The organism is Oceanithermus profundus DSM 14977 (genome assembly GCF_000183745.1).
Classification (GTDB): Bacteria; Deinococcota; Deinococci; order Deinococcales; family Marinithermaceae; genus Oceanithermus; species Oceanithermus profundus.
Window position 1 is genome coordinate 59602 of the sequence record NC_014761.1, and the last position, 15073, is coordinate 74674.

Below are 15073 nucleotides of genomic sequence, written 5' to 3' on the forward strand. Positions count from 1 at the left end.
ACGGCCGGGACCCCGGTTGGTAAAAAGTAAACGCGCCGATTTGAGGCTCAGCTTGCGGGCGCGTTAGAAGTGCAGCTAAAGCGAGCGGAAAAGCCGCGCTTTTCTGCGCTCGCTCGGTCCTGCCGGGCGCGTTTTGCTGCGAGCCCAGGGGCGCAGAAAGGACGGATGATGAGCGAAAGTCTTTTCCAAACCCCCCTCATCGAAGCGGTTCTGGACCCCGAGTGCCGCATGCCGGTCTTCATCAAGGCGTTGACCCACGGCAGCCGCGTGATCGAGCTTCCGCGGGGTTTCCCCGACCGGCCCGACGCCCTGGACGAGGTGCGCCGGATCGTGCGCGACCACCGGGCCCGGTACCGGGCGCGCGGGCTGGGCCGCAACTTTCCGATTCTTTACTACGCCTACGTGCCCCGCCCGGGCCGGAGCGTGCGGCTCACGCCCGAGGGCGAGGTGATCGGCCCCTTTCGCGACCGCCCCACCCGTGCGGGCTTGCGGCTCGCGGACGGCCGCGAGGTCACCTTCACCCTGGACGACTAGACCGGGTGCACCGTCCAGAAGCCGGCGCGCGAAGACCACCACAAGAGCAGCGCCAGCGCCCCCAGCAGCAACGCCAGCGGCCAGAGGCGGCGTACGGTGAGGCGGAAGCGCACCGCGTACCCCACGGCCGCGGTGAAGAGCAGCGCGGCCGCGTTCACCAGCGCCAGGTAGAAGGCGCCGGTGGCGGGCCCGGGCCAGCCGATGGCGCTGAACACCCCGGAGGCGACGAGCGGGGGCAGCAGCGCGATGGCCACCATCACGCCCACCAGGGTCTGCCCCTGCCCGCGGATGTAGGAGTAGGCCCCCACCGCACCGGTGACCAGCGCCAGCGCCAGGTCGAAGAGGTTGGGGGCGCTGCGGGCCACCAGCTGCGTGCCCGGCTCGATGGGCTGGGCGGCGAGGAAGGCGCGCGCCAGCAGCCAGGCCGCCGCCCAGGCGAGCCCCGCCCCGGCCGCGGCGGTCAGGCCGGCCTGCAGCGTGAGCCGGCGGTGGCGCCAGAGCAGGCCGAAGCCCAGGGCCATCAGCGGCCCCATCAGCGGGGCGATGATCATGCTGGCCAGCACCAGCAGCGGATCGTCGCGCACCAGGCCGGCGAAGGCGATCGTGGCCGAGGCGACGGTGAGGAAGGCGAACCAGGGGGTCAGCCGCGCCGCCTGGTCGAGGTCGCTCTCCAGCTCCTCGGCGGGGGTGGGCTCCTCGCGCTCGGCGGCTTCGGGTTCGGGAAAGGTCCAGGCCGGGGTGTCGAGCGCCATCCAGTCGTCGGGGCCGAGAACCGGCTTGAGCAGGGTGAGGAGCTGGTCGGCCTCGGCGGTGTCGACGGGCACGACCAGGTAGATCTGGTCCTCGCTCGAGCGCAGCACCAGCGGGTGCACGTCCTGGTCCTCCATCACCCCCAGCACCGAGGGCATGCGCGAGGCCTCGGTCTGCACGTAGAGCAGGTGGCGCGCCATACCCCAGCTTATAAGCTTGAGGCATGGAGGAGCGGCTCGACCGGGTGCTCGCCCACCTGGGCCTGGGCACCCGCAAGGAGGTGGGCAAACTCATCCGCGCCGGCGCGGTGCGGGTGGACGGCGCGGTGGTGCGCGACCGCGGCTACAAGCTCGACCCCGAGGCCGCGCGGATCGAGGTGCGCGGCGAACCCGTGCGCTACGCGCGCCACTTCTACGTGCTGCTCCACAAGCCCGCGGGGGTGCTCACGGCCACCCGCTCGGAGCGCGAGACGACCGTCCTCGACCTGCTCCCGGACGCGCTGTGGCGCGACGATCTCCGCCCCGTGGGCCGGCTCGACCGCGACACCGAGGGGCTTCTGCTGCTCACCAACCACGGCGAGCTGCTGCACCGCCTCACCCATCCCCGCTGGAAGGTGGCCAAGGTCTACTTCGCCGAACTGGCCTCCGAGCTGCCCGAGGACGCGGCGCGGCGCTTCGCCGAGGGGGTGCTGGACTTCGCCCCCGCCGAGCTGGAGGCGCTGGGCCCGCGCGCGGCGCGGGTGACCCTCTACGAGGGGAAGCACCGGCAGGTGCGGCGGATGTTCGCGGCGCTGGGCGCGCCGGTCGCCTACCTGCGGCGCGAGCGCTTCGGCCCGCTCGAGCTGGGCGGGCTCGAGCCCGGTCAGGCGCGGCCGCTGAGAGCGGCCGAGGCGGCCGCGCTGCTGGAGGCCGTGGGGCTCGCCTAACCCAACAGCGCGCGCACCGCGGGGGCCACCTCGTCGAGGCGGTGCACGGTGCGGTCGGCCGAGTAGAGGAGCATCAGGTTGTGGCGGTTGTCGTACTCGGGGCCGGTGTAGATGCGGCGGCGGCCGCTCGAGTAGAGCAGCACCTTGCGCCCCAGGCCGCGGACGTAGCCCTGCAGCGCCGCGGTCTCGCCGTCCACGTCGGGCCCGTCGGCGAGCGTGACCACCAGCTCGCTGGCGGCGGCGGCCTCCAGGTCGGCCGCGGCCCGCTCGCGCAGCGGGCCCGCGCCCTCGTAGCGCCGCGAGACCGAGACCGCGAACCCGGCGCGCTCCAGCTCGGTTCGCATCCGCGCCGCCCAGCAACGCTGCACCTCGAACTGGCCGCCCCCGAACTCCAGGTGCACGCGTCCGGCCTCGGGCGCCGCCGCGGACGGGGGCGGCGGGTCGTGGGGGCGGAGCACCAGCTCCCGGCAGAGGCCGGCCACCGCGGCCTCGGCCTCGTCGAGGGCGGCGGCCGTCCGGCGCAGGTAGTCCTCGCGGCCGTCGAAGCGCAGGCTCAGGTCGAAACGGCCCAGGTTCTCGATTCGGGCGGCGAGCCGGCCGAGCAGCGGTGGCGCGGTCAGCACCTCCTCGGTGCCGTCGTAGCGCAGCACGAAGAAGTTGAGCCAGAGCAGCACCGCGGGCGTGCCCACGCCGGCGGCGTAGCCCACCTCGAAGGCGACGCCGCTGTCGGCCTGGAGATCGCCGAGCGGGGCCAGCAGGGCGAAGCCACGCTCGATGTGGTCGCGGTCCAGGTCGTAGATGGCGCGGCTGAACCCGTCCGCGGGCACGCCCTGGAGGGCGCTGTTGGAGTCGCGGAAGGGCAGGAAGGTAAGGGGCTCGCGCCCCTCGAGCCCCAGCGCGTTCAACCCGGCGCGCAGGCCGCGCACGCAGCCGCGCTCGAGCCGGGCCCCCAAATAGCGCCCCGAGGGATCGTAGAGCCGGGTGGCCACGTAGACGGGCGCCTCGCCCGCGGCCAGCCGCCTCGCGCGCGCGTGCGGGTTCATCCTTCGCGGGCCACCATGAAGACCCCCGCCAGCACCAGCAGCAGACCCAGCGCCCGCGTGGGCGTCAGCGCGATCATGGGAAGTTCGAAGAGGCCGAACTGGTCGATGAGGGCCGCGGCGATCAGCTGGCTGGAGACGATGGCCACCAGCGCGGCGAGCACCCCCAGGTGCTGGATGGCCACGATCGTGCCCACGACGACGAGCGCCCCCAGGACCCCGCCCAGGTAGGCGAAGGCGGGGATCCCTTCGCCGGGTGCGGCGCGGAAGGCCCAGGCCAGCACGGCCAGCGCCAGCACCACCCCGGCAAGCATCAGGAAGCGCAGCGTGCCGTCGAGGCGCACGGCCGCGGGGCCGCGCTCGAAGAGCAGCAGCCCCAGGACCCCGACGGCCAGGCCCAGGAGGTGGACCACCGCGACCATCCCCCAGGTGCCCAGGCGCGCCTGCAGCGCCGCGTTCACGGGACCGATGATCGCGATGAGCACGCCCGTGGTCGCGGCGGCCCAGAGGCCCGGATTCATGCGCGACCCACCCGCACGGTCAGGATAGGCTTCATACTTTCATTCTAAACAAGCCCGGAGGGGATTTTCCAGCGGGACCGCGGGCGTCAGGGCCCGGGGTTCGAAGCCGGCGGGGTGGGGTTTTCCGAAGGCCGGTCCTCGGGCGCGGGCTGGGCGCCGGGCGCGGGGGCCTTGGGTACGGAGGGCGGGGTGAGGCGGCCGCCGGGGTTGAAGGCGTAGTCCTTGCGCAGCAGCTCCAGGTCTGCGGCGTTCACCGCACCGTCGCCGTTGAGGTCGGGGTCGAACTTGGGCGCGGCCTCCCCCTCTGCGCCCGCGGGGGGCGCCTTGGCCTCGGGCGCGGGAGCCGCGCCGCCCTCCGGGGCGGTTTCGGCACCGGGTTCCGGAGCCGTCCCCGCGCCCCCGGCGGACTCGGGGGCGGACGGCTCCGCCTTGGTGGGGGCGCCGGCGGCGGGCGGGGCGGGCTCGCCCTTCTGCGCCGCGGGCTTCCGGCCCCAGGCCGCCGCCAGCGCGCGCAGGTCCTCGAAGGCGTAGCGGCCCTGGTCGGCGGGGCGCTTGGGCGGCGACTTGGTGTAGGGCTCCCCCTTGGCGTCGAAGAACTGGGTCTGGGCCTGCACCCGCGGGCGCAGCTTGCGGGTGGGTTCGAACTTGAGCCGGAAGACCTCGCCGCCCTTGAAGGTCTTGGTGAAGGCGCCGTCGAGGTCGAGGGTCTGCTTCTCGGCGTCGTAGCGCAGCACGTAGAGCAACTCGGGCGCGGCCTTGAAGCTGTCGAGGTCGGGCTTCAGGTCCTTGGCCGTAAGGCGCAGGCGCAGGGCGCTGGCGGGCCGCTCGCTGAGGGTGAAGACGGCGATGAAGGGGGCGTCGGTCTCGGACTCGGGAATCTTGATCCGGAGCGCGGGCGGGGGCGGGTCCTTGACCGCGAGCGTGAAGGAGGCGCTGCGGCTGGACAGGGCGGCGTCGGTGACCACCACGGTGACCTTGAAGCTGCCCTTTTCGCGGGGGATGCCGCTGAGGCGGCCGTTCGTGAAGTTCAGGCCCTGGGGCAGCTTGCCCTCGAGCTCGTAGCGGTAAGGGCGGACGCCGCCCGAGGCGGGAAACTTGGCCTCGTAGCGCTCGCCGATGTACGCGGGGGGCGCCGAGCGCACGGTGATGCGCAGCGGCTCGCCGGCGCCGCCCTCGCTGGTGCCGCAGGCGGCGAGCAGCAACGCGGCCGCGATCAGGACCCCCGCTAGACGCATGGTTTCAAGCTAGCTCCGGCGGCGATGAGATGGCTGATGGGCTCACGTCCGGCGCGAGGCGCGCCCGAGGCGGCAGCCCAGCACCGCGGCGATCCAGGCGAGGGCCGCGAGTGCGAGCGGCCGCACCCCCGAACCCAGGTATGCGAGGAGCGCGTCGGTCCGGCCCGTGGCCAGTGCGGCCAGAACCGCGAGGAGGACGAAGAGGAGCAGGGCGAACGTGGCGAAAAGGGAACAGCGCTTCGGCATGCCCCCATCCTAGCCCGGGCGCGCGGAGCTTTCGGGTGATAAACGCGGGATTAACGCGGCGTTTGCCTGGCGTTTACTCCCGGGGTGCACCCTAAGGGCGTCATGAAACGGACACGCGTACACATCCCCCTGATCGCCGCCGCCCTTCTGCTGGTGGGCGCGGCCCTGGCCATCGGCACCCAGGCCCCAGGCTCCCAGAGCGCGGACGACGTCCCGCCGCAGATCGCCCTTCAGGCGACGGCCGTCTTCCTCTACGACGCGGACGGCAACGTCGTTTGGAGCGACACCTTCCCGAACAAGGCGGACGACGCCGTCTTCCGGCAGGCCGCGAGCGTCAAGCTCACGGACGCCCAGGGGCAGACCGTCTTCGAAGGCCCCGTGGAGTGGATCGCGAGCGGCGACTCCTCGCCCGACGCCTACGTAACGATCGACGGCCGACCGGTGAAGCTCGAGCACCTGATCCGCGCCGCCCTCGGCCACGGCTCGGAGGACGGCTCCTACGAAGACGACGACCACGGCCAGAGCCGCGGCGACTACGAGCACGACGGCTCGGACGGCGACCGCAGCCACGACGGCAGCTACGACAGCGACCGCGACAGTGACCACGATCGCTCGGACGGGAGCATGTCGGACGACGACCACGACAGCGACCACGACAGCGACCGCGGTAGCGACGACGGCGACCACGGCGACGACCACGACGACTAACCAACCGCGCTAAGCGAAAGGGGCCCGCTGCAGCGGGCCCCTTTCGCGTGGGAGTGGTTCAAAGGCCGTAGCTGACGGTCTTCTCGGAGATCATGAGGTCGCTGCCGTCGGGGAGGAAGAACATGCCCGTGTCCCCGAGGTTCGCCAGCTCCGCGATCGTGCGGTTGGACTCCACGGCGGTCACCGTGACGTTCACGGTGTCGCCGATCGCGGGCAGCGTGTCCGCGAAGCCGCTCAACGCGGTCAGGTCGGGCAAGGAGTACCCGGTGGCGCTGCCCAGATAGGCCTTGCTGATCACCACGTTCACGACGACGGCCGTGCCCCATTCGACGTTGATGGTGTAGGCCAGCAGGTTCGCGCCGACGGTGAGGTTCGCGACGCTCACCGGCGAGCCGCTGACGCTGGGGTCGATGGGGGCGGGCAGGGAGATCGTCGGCGCACCGGAAGCCCGGACGAAAAAGCTTCCGATTCCATAGGGCGGGTTCTCTGCGGCGACCATGAAGACGTTGCGGTCGGCGAAGCCGAGCTCCGGGTAGGGGCCGCCGCTGCTGGTGGGGATCGCCCCGTAGGGGCTGACCAGGGTGCCGTTGGGCGTGACCGCCGTAACGCGCCAGAGGCCGGCCCAGCCGGCGGGCACCTGGGCGCTGAAATCCGGCAGGTTGGCCATGGTCGGGGCGTCGCTGTCGGTGATGGCGTCCCCGGCCCCGGTGAAGTCGAAAGCGGCCCCGTCGGTCGCCGTAACCGTGTACATTTTGGCCGCGAGCAGATTGGGCGGGATGTTGCTGTCGTAAACCAGGATCACGAGGTCCTGCTGCCCCTCGACCCCGTCGCTGACGCTGAAGGTCCCGGTCAGGTTGTTGCTGACCTGGCCCCCGAACCCCGAAGCCTTGTGGACGATCTCGACGACGGCCGCGCCCGTGACGCCGGAAGCGTCGTAGCTGACATTGAAGGAGATCGTGGCGGGCGGGGCCGCGCTGCACGAGGCGTCGAGCGCGTTCAGGTCGTCGGTGGTCAGGCTGAGTACGCTCACGTTGTCCCCGCAACGCACGACCACGTCGTAGGCGCCGCCCGCCGTGACCGTGAAGGTGAAGCTCGTGGGGTCGGACGGCACCTGCCAGCTCCCGCCGCCAGCGCGGTAGGCGGCGGCGCTTGCGCCCGTGGCGGTTACCGTCACGGTGACGTCGCCGCCCCCGCCGTTGCCGCCGTTTCCGGGGGCGCCCCCGCCACTGCAGGCGGCGAGCAAGAAGCCTAAGCCGAGGGCCAACAACGCTGCTGCTTTTCTCATATCCCTACCTCCAGGTTCCCAATGTATACGTACCGATAGTGTGATCTTGTGATATATGCACCTGAGGGGCATGAGACGAACCGGCCCGGAAATCGAAGCATGGGAAAATTCTGTGACCGAAGTTTCTTTTGTGGGGTAAAGTGTAAATCAGATTACAACGCGCCGGACATCCCGGCCGATAACGACGGCCCTACCAGGTCCGGGCGGAGGATCCGCCAGAAAAGAGTAATTTATGGAATTGGTACGCTCAAAAACCTGAGCCGATAGCGCTCATGCCTATGGCCGGCTAGTCCCGGGCGAGCCGCGCGTCCAGATCCGGCAGCTCGGCCAGGCTCGCGATCACGTAATCCGGCTTCACGTCGGCCCAGTCGAGCTCCTCGGGCCGGGTGACGCCGCTGAGGGTGAGGATGCCCACGAGCCCCGCGCGGCGGGCCATCAGGATGTCCGTGCCCAGGCGGTCGCCCACCATGGCTACCCGGTCGGCCGGCAGCTCCAGGCGCTCGAGCGCCGCCCGCACGGTGTGGGGCGAGGGCTTGCCCACCACCGCCTCCACCTTCTTCCCCGTCGTCGCCTCGAGCGCGGCGATCACGGCTGCGGCGTCGGGGATCTCGCCCCCCTCGACCGGGCAGGTGGGGTCGGGGTTGGTGGCCACGAAGCGCGCCCCCCGGCGGATGGCCTGGAAGGCGGTGTTGAGCTTGTCCCAGGTGCAGGTGCGGTCGAAGGCGGCCACCACGAACTCGATGCGTTCGGGGTCGCCTGAAAGCTCGAGCCCCGCGGCCTCCAGCTCGGCGAGCAGCGGCGGCTCGCCGATGGCGTAGACGCGCGCCCCCGGCCGCTCGCGCGCCAGGTAGCGCGCCATCACGTAGGAGGAGTGGATCACGTCGTCCTCGCTCGCCCGCACGCCCAGCCGGGTCAGCTTCTCGGCGTAGTCGGCGCGCGAGTGCAGCGGCTTGTTCGAGAGGAAGACGATCCTCCGCCCCCGCCGGCGCAGCTCGGCGATGGCCCGGTCGGCCCCCGGGATCAGCCGCTCGCCCAGGTAGACGGTGCCGTCGAGGTCGAGGAGGTAGCCCTGGATGCCCATCTATTTCTCCGACTGCATGGCGATGCCCTGGGCGAAGCTCTTGCGCAGCGCGATCAGCACCACCAAGGGCGGCACCATGGCGATCACCGTTCCGGCCATGATCACGTTCCACTCCGGGGCGATCTGCTCGCTGGCGATCAGCATCTTCAGCCCGATCTGGACCACCCGCATGTCGGCCGAGTTGGTCACGATCAGCGGCCAGAGGTACTGGCTCCACATGAAGATGAACTCGATCACGAATAAGGCGGCGATGTTGGTGCGGGAAAGCGGCACCAGGATCTGCCAGAAGTAGCGCATCGGCCCGGCGCCGTCCACCCGCGCGGCGTCGGAGAGCTCGCGCGGGACGGTGAGGAAGAACTGGCGGAAGAGCAGGATGCCGGTGGTGCTGGCGAAGAAGGGCACGGTGAGGGCGTAGTAGGTGTCGATCCAGTGGAAGGCGTCCATCAGCTCGTAGGTGGGCAGGATGCGCACGGGCAGCGGCAGCATCTGGGTGATCATGCTGAGCGCGAAGAGGAAGCCCGCGCCGCGGAAGCGGAAGTGGGTGTAGGCGAAGGCGGCCAGCAGCGAGAGCACGATCTTCACGAAGGCCACCACCAACGAGATCACGGTGCTGTTGAAGAAGAGCCGGCCGAAGTTGGCGCGCACCCAGGCTTCGTGCAGGTTGCTCAGGAACTCGGTGCCGGGCAGCAGCCGCGGCGGGTACTGGTAGGCCTCGCGGAAGCTGAGGGTGCTCGTGACCAGCGCGTAGTAGACCGGAAAGGCGAGCACGACCACCAGCGCGATCAGCGCGGCGTGGGTGAGCAGGCTCAGGCGGGCGTGGCGGCTCATGGCGTCCTCCCTAGCGGGCGTAGACCGCCTTCTTGGTGGCGGCGCGCAGCTGCACCATGGCGGCGACGGCGATGACGACAAAGATAATCACCGACTGGGCGTTGGCGCGGCCCGAATTCAGGTGGATGAAGGCGTCGCGGTAGAGGTTGTAAACGAGCAGGTTGGTGGCGTCGCCGGGGCCGCCCTGGGTCATGATGTCGATCAGCCCGAAGACCTGGAAGAAGGCGTAGAGCATGTTCATGAAGAGCAGAAAGGTCGTCGTGGGGCTCAACATCGGCAGGGTGATGTAGCGGAAGCTGAGCCAGGGGCCGGCGCCGTCCACCCGCGCGGCGTCGATGAGCTCTTCGGGGATGTTCTGCAGTCCGGCGAGGAAGAAGACGATGTTGTAGCCGAGCATCTTCCAGGTGGCCGCGAGCGAGACCACCAGCAGGGCCAGGCTGCCGTTGGTCATCCAGTTGAGGGTGTAGCCGGGCGCCACCAGCCCCACGAGCCAGGGAATCAGCCCCGTGGCCGGGGCGAAGAGGAGCGCCCAGATGACCCCCGCCACCGCGGGCGAGATCGAGTAGGTCCAGACCAGGGCGATCTGGTAGATGCCCAGACCGCCGATGCGCTGGTTGAGCAGCAGCGCGATGCCCAAGGAAGCCGCGAGGCCCAGGACGACCACGAAGGCCGAGAAGTAGAGGGTCACCACCACGCTTTGCAGGTAGTCGGGGGAACGGAAGAGCTCGAGGTAGTTCTCGAGCCCCACGAACAGCTTCTTGTCGCCGAAGAACGAGGTGATGAAGAACGAGCCCCAAACGCTCTGGGCGAAGGGGTAGATCAGGAAGACGACGATGACCGCGAGCGAGGGGAGGACGAGCAGGTAGGGCAGGTAGGGGTGACCGGGAAAGCGTTCCTCGATCATGGGCGGCTCCTTGGGAGGGAGCGCGGGGGCGGCCGCCCCCGCGCTCCGGGGCGGGCTAGTGCAGCTTGTTGTACTGCGCCAGCAGCTGGTTGGCCTTGGCCGCGGCTTCGTCGAGGGCCTGCTTGGGGGTCAGCTTGCCGGAGACGGCCTTCTCGATGGCCGCCCGCTCGAGCTCGCGGATCTGCACGAAGGGCCCCAGGCGCACGCCGGTGGCCGCCGGGGTGTCGCGGCGGCCCGAGAGGATCTGCAGGAAGGCGGTGAGGTAGTTCTGGTCCTTGCTGAACCAGCCCTCATTGAGGAGCGCCTGCACCGCGTTGTTCACGGTGGGGAAGTAGCCCGTGCCCTTGTGCCACTGCACGGCCACGTCCTCGCGGGCCAGGAACTTGAGGAACTCCCAGACCGCCGCCAGCTCCTCCTTGCTCTGCCCCTTGGTGACCCAGAGGCTGCCGCCGCCGATCACCGAGTTGCCGCGCGGGTAGCCCTCGAAGCGGGGCAGGAAGGTGGTGCCCACCTGGAAGTCGGCGCCCTTGGTGATGCCCGCCAGCGACGAGGTCGACTGGATCAGCATGGCGATCTGGCCGCCCACGAAGGCGGTGTTGGCCGAGTACTCGGGCCCGCCGTAGAGGAAGACCTTTTCCTTCGCCAGCCGGGTCCAGGTCTCGAGCACCATCTGCCCGAAGGGCCCGTTGAAGAGCACCTTCTCGGCGCGCCCCTTGCGGCCGTTCTCGTGGTCGGCGAAGAGCTGGTTGTGGTAGGCGAACATCTGCTCGAAGACCCAGCCGGGCCAGCCGAACGAGAGCGCGTGGTCCACCACGCCGCTCTCCACCAGCTTCTTGCCGTACTCCTCGACCTCCTTCCAGGTCCGCGGGGGCTTGTTGGGGTCAAGCCCCGCCTTCTTGAAGAGGTCCTTGTTGTAGTAGAGCATCGCGGTGGAGGAGTTGAAGGGCATGGACCAGAGGTTGCCGTCGGTGGAGTAGTAGTTGGTGATCGGGATCACGTACTGGGCCCAGTCCCACTCCTCGCCGAGCATGCCCGGAATCTTGTACACGGGCACGATCGCGCCGCTGTCGAGCATCGTCTGCGTGCCCACCTCGTAGACCTGGACGAGGTTGGGCGCGGTGCCGGTGCGGTAGGCGGCCACGTACTTGGTCAGGGTCTCGGCGTACTTGCCGGTGTAGAGGGCGTTCAGCTGAATGTCCGGATGGGTGGCGTTGAATTCGTCGACGATCGCCTCGACCACCTTCAGCCGCGAGCCGCTCATCGCGTGCCACCAGGTGATCTCCACCTTCTTGGCCAGGGCCGTGCCGAAGAGCGAAAGCGCCAGCAGGGCCGCCAGGCCGAATCGCATGCCTTGTTTCATGAACTGCACCTCCCCTTTCCTTTAGCCGGTCAGGCCGTGTCCTCGAGCCACGTTCCTTCGCCTTCGCTCTCACCCCCTTCCGCTACCGTGAGGCGCACGTCCAGCTCGCCGAACGCGCTCACGAACTCGGCGGGCGGCGGCCGGTCGGTGATCACCGCGTCCACGCCGCCCAGGTCGGCGACGCGCGCGTGGGTGACGACGCCGAACTTGCTGTGGTCGGCCAGCACCAAGGTGCGGCGGGCGCGGCGCACCACCTCGGCCATCACCTCGGCCTCCTCCAGCGAGGGCAGAGTGAAGCCGTGCTCGAGCGAGACGCCGTTCACCCCCACGAAGGCGGCGTCGAAGAAGACGCCCTCGAGCGCCCGCCGCGCCAGGCCGCCCACCATGCCGTAGGAGACGCCGCGCAGGTACCCCCCCACCACGTAGACGCTCACCCCCGGGCGTTCCAGCAGCGCCCCCGCGTGGTTGAGGGCGTTGGTGAAGACGGCCAGCCGCTCGAAGCGGGGCAGGTGGCGCACGAGCTGCATCGTCGTCGTCCCGTTGCCGACGAAGACCACCGCGCCCTCCTCCAGCTCCGCCGCGGCCGCCCGGCCGATCCGCGCCTTCTCGGCGCTGCGTTGCGTTTCCTTGTCTTTGTACGAGGGCTCGCGGGCGATCGGTTCGTTGGAGACGGCGCCGCCGTGGGTGCGCTTGAGCGCCCCGGCCTCGCTGAGGGCGTTCAGGTCGTTGCGGATCGTCATCGCCGAGACGCCGAACAGCCCCGCGAGCTCCGAGGTGCGCACCTCACCCCACGCCCGCACCCGCTCCAGGATCAGGCGCCGGCGCTGCTCGGTGAGCGGGGAGACCCGCTTCCGTTTGCGGTTCATGGCAACCTCTTTCGTTTTTCTTCCTTTGCATTCTAGCACCGCGCCGCCGCCCCGTCTGGAGGACCTACAAAACCCGGCTGGGGCGGGACGCGGTAAACTGGAGGGCATGAACGCGAAACAGCGGGCCACGGTCGCGCTCTTCGGCGCCGCCGGCGGCACGGTGGGCACCTTCTTCGCGCTCCGCGGGGGCGAAGACCCCCTCACCGCCCCGGCGCTGCTGCTGGGCTTCCTGGTGGGGTTCGCGGTCTCCTACGGCCTGCTTTCCCTCATCTACCGCTCGCGCGCCTGAGCCGCAGGGGCCGGCTCTGCGGGCCGGCTTCGAGCATGGCCCGCGCCGCCCGTTTCAGCTGGGGAAGGTGCCCATGGACCACGTCCAGGTCGACGGCGAAGCGTTCGTGCCCCACGACGTTACCTAGCCCCACCACCCGCCGCCGGTCGATCTCGGGGTGGGCCGCGCGCAGGCCCTCGGGAACGTGACGGGCGGCCTCGCCGACGATTTCCGGGTTGCGCACCACCGCGCCGGCCACGAGGTCGTCGTTCCACAACTCCTCGCGGGCAAGGCCGCGCGTGTAGCGCTCGACCTTTTCGATGGCCTCGAGGATGCCGGCGAGGAAGAGCCGGGGGTCCCGCCTGGACACGAACCAGGGCCTCCTCGACCCCGCGCCGCAGGGTCCTGCGCAGCGTACCCTGGATGGTCGGGTCCACGGGTCAGCCCAGCGCCTCCTCCAGGTAGGATTCACGTCCACCAGCCCCACCCCAGGGGGCGCTCGAGCGCCACCCGCAGGCCCACGCCGCCGGCGGGCCCCGCCTCGCCGCGGCGCAGCCGGAGGCGCACGGCCTCGGGGCCCGCCTGGAGCGCCCGGGCGATCTCCTCGGGGGTGTAGAGCAGGTCCACGGCTTCGTTCCGCGCAAACGACGCAATCTACGCAAAGCAGTCCAGAGCCGCCGGCCGGTCGCGGCCGCCGCCCTCAGCGCCCCAGCTCCCGTTCCACCGCCGCCCGCCAGCGGGCGTAGTTCGCCTCGAGCCCCGGGTTCGCGCGCGGCTCGAAGACGTCGGGCGCGCCGCCCGGTTCCCAGTCCGCCGGCCGGCCGGCGAGCAGGAAGGCCGCCCCCCGGGCCGTCGCCTCGAGCTCCGGGGGCCGCTCCACCACGAGCCCCGTCAGGTCGGCGAGCCTTTGGGCCAGCCCGTCCAGGTTCGCCAAGCCGCCGGTAAGGCGGACGCGCCGCGGCGCGGGCAGGTAGCGGGCCTGCTCCTCCAGGTTGACGGCCAGCATGAAGACGATGCTCTCCACCACGGCCGCCGCCTTCTCGGCCAGGCCGCCCTCCCCCTCGAAGCGCACCGGGAAGCGCGCCCGCCAGAAGGGCGACCCCAGCCCGGAAACGCCGTTCAGGAAGACGAGCGGGCTCACCGGCACCTGCGCCAGCCAGCCCTCCAGCCGGCCCGTCAGGTCCTCCACCCCGTAGGTTCGCTCGAACCAGGCCAGCGCCGAGCCGGCGCCGTTGACCGTGCCCTCGAGCACGTACTCCACCCGCCCCCCGCCTTCGTGCAGCACCCCGGAGAGCAGCCGCCCGGCCCGCACCCGCCGGCTGCCGGTGGTCCGCAGCACGAAGGTGCCGGTGCCGGCGTTGACGTAGGCCGTGGCCTCGTCCAGCTCGCCGTAGGCGAAGAGGGCGGCGTTCTGATCGCCGGTGACGAGCGCCAGCGGCACCTCCGGCGCGGCCTCCAGCGATCCGTAGCCCCAGGCGTTGGGCACCACCGGCGGCAGCGGGTCCCGCGGCACGCCGAAGAGGCGCAAAAGCTCCTCGTCCCAGTCGCGCGTTTCCAGGGCCACAAGCTGGGTGCGGCTGGCGTTCACCACGTCGGCGGCGCGGGCCGCCCCGCCCGCCAGCCGCCCCGCGAGCCAGGCGGCCATGGGCCCGAAGCCCAGCCGGCCCTCCTCGTGAGCCCGGCGCACCTCGGGCAGGCGTTCCAGGCACCAGCGCAGCTTGCTGGCGCCGTAGTGGGGCGTCAGGAAGAGGCCGGTGCGCTCGTGGATCCAGGCCTCGCGCGCGCGCAGCGCCTCCACCGCGCGCCAGGCACGGCGGTCCTGCCAGCTGATCACCGGGCCCAGCGGTTCGCCGCTGTGCCGGTCCCAGCAGGCCACGTTCGAGCGCTGGGTGGCCAGGCCGGCCGCGGCGAGCGGGCCGGGAGCGGCGGCGAGCGCTTCGCGCACCGCCGCGGCGACCTGCGCCCAGAGCGCCGCGCCGTCGTACTCGGCCCGCAGCTCGTCGGGCCGGCGGGCGCGGATCGCGCGCGCCGCCGCGGCGAGCGGCCGTCCGCGGGCGTCGAAGACGATGGCGCGGCTGGCGTGCCCGCCCTGGTCGACGACCAGGAAGGCGGTCTCGGTCTCGGGCCTGTGCATGCGCGCTCCTCGGACCCAGCCTACAACCCCCGGGCGGGAGTGGCCCTCCCGGCCGGGATGTGCTATAAAGGGTTGGTATGCCCCACAGGGGCCAAGCGTCGCCCAAGACCCCGGGTTCACCAAATCCAAGCGCCGTGCGCTAAAGGGGGAGCACCCTCTGGGGGACTTGACGCGACGCGGCCGCCTCCGGGCGGCGCACAGGAGGATACAGGCGGATGGAAGACAAGGAACCCAAGACCCCGGCGGAGGCCGGAACCGAAACCCCCGAAACCCAAGCCCCCGAAGCCCAGGTCCGCGAGGCCGAGGCGAAGGCTCCCGAGGCGGAAGCGGCCGCGGCCGAGCCTGCCGAAGCCGCGCCCGCGCCCGAGGCCCCCGCGGCCGAGCCGGC

The 15073-nt window shown here is 71.1% G+C and carries 18 protein-coding genes; 4 read left to right on the plus strand and 14 right to left on the minus strand.

What is annotated here, in order from left to right; translation table 11 throughout:
* The first annotated feature begins 168 nt into the window (after positions 1–168).
* A complete protein-coding gene (locus OCEPR_RS00310; protein WP_013456701.1) occupies positions 169–534 on the plus strand; it encodes a hypothetical protein in 366 nt (121 codons plus the stop codon).
* Here OCEPR_RS00310 and OCEPR_RS12090 read toward each other — a convergent pair.
* Positions 531–1484 carry a TIGR00341 family protein gene (locus OCEPR_RS12090; RefSeq protein WP_013456702.1) on the minus strand — a complete coding sequence of 318 codons (954 nt, stop codon included), beginning with the start codon at positions 1482–1484 and terminating at the stop codon, positions 531–533. The genes OCEPR_RS00310 and OCEPR_RS12090 overlap by 4 nt on opposite strands.
* A gap of 23 nt (positions 1485–1507) precedes the next feature.
* Here OCEPR_RS12090 and OCEPR_RS00320 point away from each other — a divergent pair, with 23 nt between their 5' ends.
* Positions 1508–2209 carry a pseudouridine synthase gene (locus OCEPR_RS00320; RefSeq protein WP_013456703.1) on the plus strand — a complete coding sequence of 234 codons (702 nt, stop codon included), beginning with the start codon at positions 1508–1510 and terminating at the stop codon, positions 2207–2209.
* On the opposite strand, the gene OCEPR_RS00325 is transcribed toward OCEPR_RS00320, so the two are convergent.
* From OCEPR_RS00325 to OCEPR_RS00340, 4 genes are all read right to left on the minus strand, one after another.
* A complete protein-coding gene (locus tag OCEPR_RS00325) occupies positions 2206–3252 on the minus strand; it encodes a nucleoside 2-deoxyribosyltransferase (RefSeq protein ID WP_013456704.1) in 1047 nt (348 codons plus the stop codon). The two genes, OCEPR_RS00320 and OCEPR_RS00325, sit on opposite strands and share 4 nt — an antisense overlap.
* A complete protein-coding gene (locus OCEPR_RS12095; protein WP_013456705.1) occupies positions 3249–3770 on the minus strand; it encodes a DMT family transporter in 522 nt (173 codons plus the stop codon). Before OCEPR_RS12095 ends, OCEPR_RS00325 begins: the two co-directional genes overlap by 4 nt.
* An 86-nt stretch (positions 3771–3856) precedes the next feature.
* Positions 3857–5005 (minus strand): putative Ig domain-containing protein, encoded by a 1149-nt coding sequence (locus OCEPR_RS00335; protein ID WP_013456706.1) that lies wholly within the window; start codon positions 5003–5005, stop codon positions 3857–3859.
* Between the two features lie 42 nt (positions 5006–5047).
* Positions 5048–5251 (minus strand): hypothetical protein, encoded by a 204-nt coding sequence (locus tag OCEPR_RS00340; RefSeq protein ID WP_013456707.1) that lies wholly within the window; start codon positions 5249–5251, stop codon positions 5048–5050.
* A 102-nt stretch (positions 5252–5353) separates the two neighbouring features.
* On the opposite strand from OCEPR_RS00340, the gene OCEPR_RS00345 reads away from it, so the two are divergent.
* Positions 5354–5959 carry a hypothetical protein gene (locus OCEPR_RS00345; RefSeq protein WP_013456708.1) on the plus strand — a complete coding sequence of 202 codons (606 nt, stop codon included), beginning with the start codon at positions 5354–5356 and terminating at the stop codon, positions 5957–5959.
* Positions 5960–6017: 58 nt separating this feature from the next.
* Here the strand turns inward: OCEPR_RS00345 and OCEPR_RS00350 are convergent, their stop codons facing one another.
* The 6 genes from OCEPR_RS00350 to OCEPR_RS00375 all read right to left on the minus strand — a co-directional run bounded on the left by OCEPR_RS00350 (position 6018) and on the right by OCEPR_RS00375 (position 12283).
* A complete protein-coding gene (locus OCEPR_RS00350) occupies positions 6018–7244 on the minus strand; it encodes a hypothetical protein (RefSeq protein ID WP_013456709.1) in 1227 nt (408 codons plus the stop codon).
* Positions 7245–7530: 286 nt separating this feature from the next.
* Complete coding sequence (locus tag OCEPR_RS12700; RefSeq protein WP_013456710.1) at positions 7531–8325, minus strand: HAD-IIA family hydrolase; 795 nt, start codon at positions 8323–8325, stop codon at positions 7531–7533.
* On the minus strand, positions 8326–9153 hold the full coding sequence (locus OCEPR_RS12705; RefSeq protein WP_013456711.1) for a carbohydrate ABC transporter permease: 828 nt from the start codon (positions 9151–9153) through the stop codon (positions 8326–8328). It abuts the gene before it with no gap.
* A 10-nt stretch (positions 9154–9163) separates the two neighbouring features.
* Entirely contained in the window at positions 9164–10057 is an 894-nt protein-coding gene (locus OCEPR_RS00365; protein ID WP_013456712.1) for a carbohydrate ABC transporter permease, read from the minus strand.
* A 55-nt stretch (positions 10058–10112) separates the two neighbouring features.
* Complete coding sequence (locus OCEPR_RS00370) at positions 10113–11417, minus strand: ABC transporter substrate-binding protein (protein ID WP_013456713.1); 1305 nt, start codon at positions 11415–11417, stop codon at positions 10113–10115.
* Between the two features lie 29 nt (positions 11418–11446).
* A complete protein-coding gene (locus tag OCEPR_RS00375) occupies positions 11447–12283 on the minus strand; it encodes a DeoR/GlpR family DNA-binding transcription regulator (protein ID WP_013456714.1) in 837 nt (278 codons plus the stop codon).
* 106 nt (positions 12284–12389) lie between these two features.
* On the opposite strand from OCEPR_RS00375, the gene OCEPR_RS00380 reads away from it, so the two are divergent.
* Positions 12390–12572 (plus strand): hypothetical protein, encoded by a 183-nt coding sequence (locus tag OCEPR_RS00380; protein ID WP_013456715.1) that lies wholly within the window; start codon positions 12390–12392, stop codon positions 12570–12572.
* Here OCEPR_RS00380 and OCEPR_RS00385 read toward each other — a convergent pair.
* The 3 genes from OCEPR_RS00385 to OCEPR_RS00390 all read right to left on the minus strand — a co-directional run bounded on the left by OCEPR_RS00385 (position 12550) and on the right by OCEPR_RS00390 (position 14685).
* Positions 12550–12921 carry a HepT-like ribonuclease domain-containing protein gene (locus OCEPR_RS00385; RefSeq protein ID WP_013456716.1) on the minus strand — a complete coding sequence of 124 codons (372 nt, stop codon included), beginning with the start codon at positions 12919–12921 and terminating at the stop codon, positions 12550–12552. The two genes, OCEPR_RS00380 and OCEPR_RS00385, sit on opposite strands and share 23 nt — an antisense overlap.
* 98 nt (positions 12922–13019) lie before the next feature.
* A complete protein-coding gene (locus tag OCEPR_RS12945; RefSeq protein ID WP_013456717.1) occupies positions 13020–13178 on the minus strand; it encodes a hypothetical protein in 159 nt (52 codons plus the stop codon).
* Between the two features lie 73 nt (positions 13179–13251).
* A complete protein-coding gene (locus tag OCEPR_RS00390) occupies positions 13252–14685 on the minus strand; it encodes an FGGY family carbohydrate kinase (RefSeq protein ID WP_013456718.1) in 1434 nt (477 codons plus the stop codon).
* Positions 14686–15073 lie beyond the last annotated feature (388 nt).

Bases quoted from the DNA above. Each gene is read 5' to 3' on its own strand.
- OCEPR_RS00345 (WP_013456708.1), top strand. From the start codon at position 5,354: ATGAAACGGACACGCGTACACATCCCCCTGATCGCCGCCGCCCTTCTG.
- OCEPR_RS00380 (WP_013456715.1), top strand. From the start codon at position 12,390: ATGAACGCGAAACAGCGGGCCACGGTCGCGCTCTTCGGCGCCGCCGGC.
- OCEPR_RS00310 (WP_013456701.1), top strand. From the start codon at position 169: ATGAGCGAAAGTCTTTTCCAAACCCCCCTCATCGAAGCGGTTCTGGAC.
- OCEPR_RS00350 (WP_013456709.1), bottom strand. From the start codon at position 7,244: ATGAGAAAAGCAGCAGCGTTGTTGGCCCTCGGCTTAGGCTTCTTGCTC.
- OCEPR_RS00335 (WP_013456706.1), bottom strand. From the start codon at position 5,005: ATGCGTCTAGCGGGGGTCCTGATCGCGGCCGCGTTGCTGCTCGCCGCC.
- OCEPR_RS00365 (WP_013456712.1), bottom strand. From the start codon at position 10,057: ATGATCGAGGAACGCTTTCCCGGTCACCCCTACCTGCCCTACCTGCTC.
- OCEPR_RS12090 (WP_013456702.1), bottom strand. From the start codon at position 1,484: ATGGCGCGCCACCTGCTCTACGTGCAGACCGAGGCCTCGCGCATGCCC.
- OCEPR_RS12705 (WP_013456711.1), bottom strand. From the start codon at position 9,153: ATGAGCCGCCACGCCCGCCTGAGCCTGCTCACCCACGCCGCGCTGATC.
- OCEPR_RS12095 (WP_013456705.1), bottom strand. From the start codon at position 3,770: ATGAATCCGGGCCTCTGGGCCGCCGCGACCACGGGCGTGCTCATCGCG.
- OCEPR_RS12700 (WP_013456710.1), bottom strand. From the start codon at position 8,325: ATGGGCATCCAGGGCTACCTCCTCGACCTCGACGGCACCGTCTACCTG.
- OCEPR_RS00370 (WP_013456713.1), bottom strand. From the start codon at position 11,417: ATGAAACAAGGCATGCGATTCGGCCTGGCGGCCCTGCTGGCGCTTTCG.
- OCEPR_RS00325 (WP_013456704.1), bottom strand. From the start codon at position 3,252: ATGAACCCGCACGCGCGCGCGAGGCGGCTGGCCGCGGGCGAGGCGCCC.
- OCEPR_RS00340 (WP_013456707.1), bottom strand. From the start codon at position 5,251: ATGCCGAAGCGCTGTTCCCTTTTCGCCACGTTCGCCCTGCTCCTCTTC.
- OCEPR_RS00375 (WP_013456714.1), bottom strand. From the start codon at position 12,283: ATGAACCGCAAACGGAAGCGGGTCTCCCCGCTCACCGAGCAGCGCCGG.
- OCEPR_RS00390 (WP_013456718.1), bottom strand. From the start codon at position 14,685: ATGCACAGGCCCGAGACCGAGACCGCCTTCCTGGTCGTCGACCAGGGC.
- OCEPR_RS00320 (WP_013456703.1), top strand. From the start codon at position 1,508: ATGGAGGAGCGGCTCGACCGGGTGCTCGCCCACCTGGGCCTGGGCACC.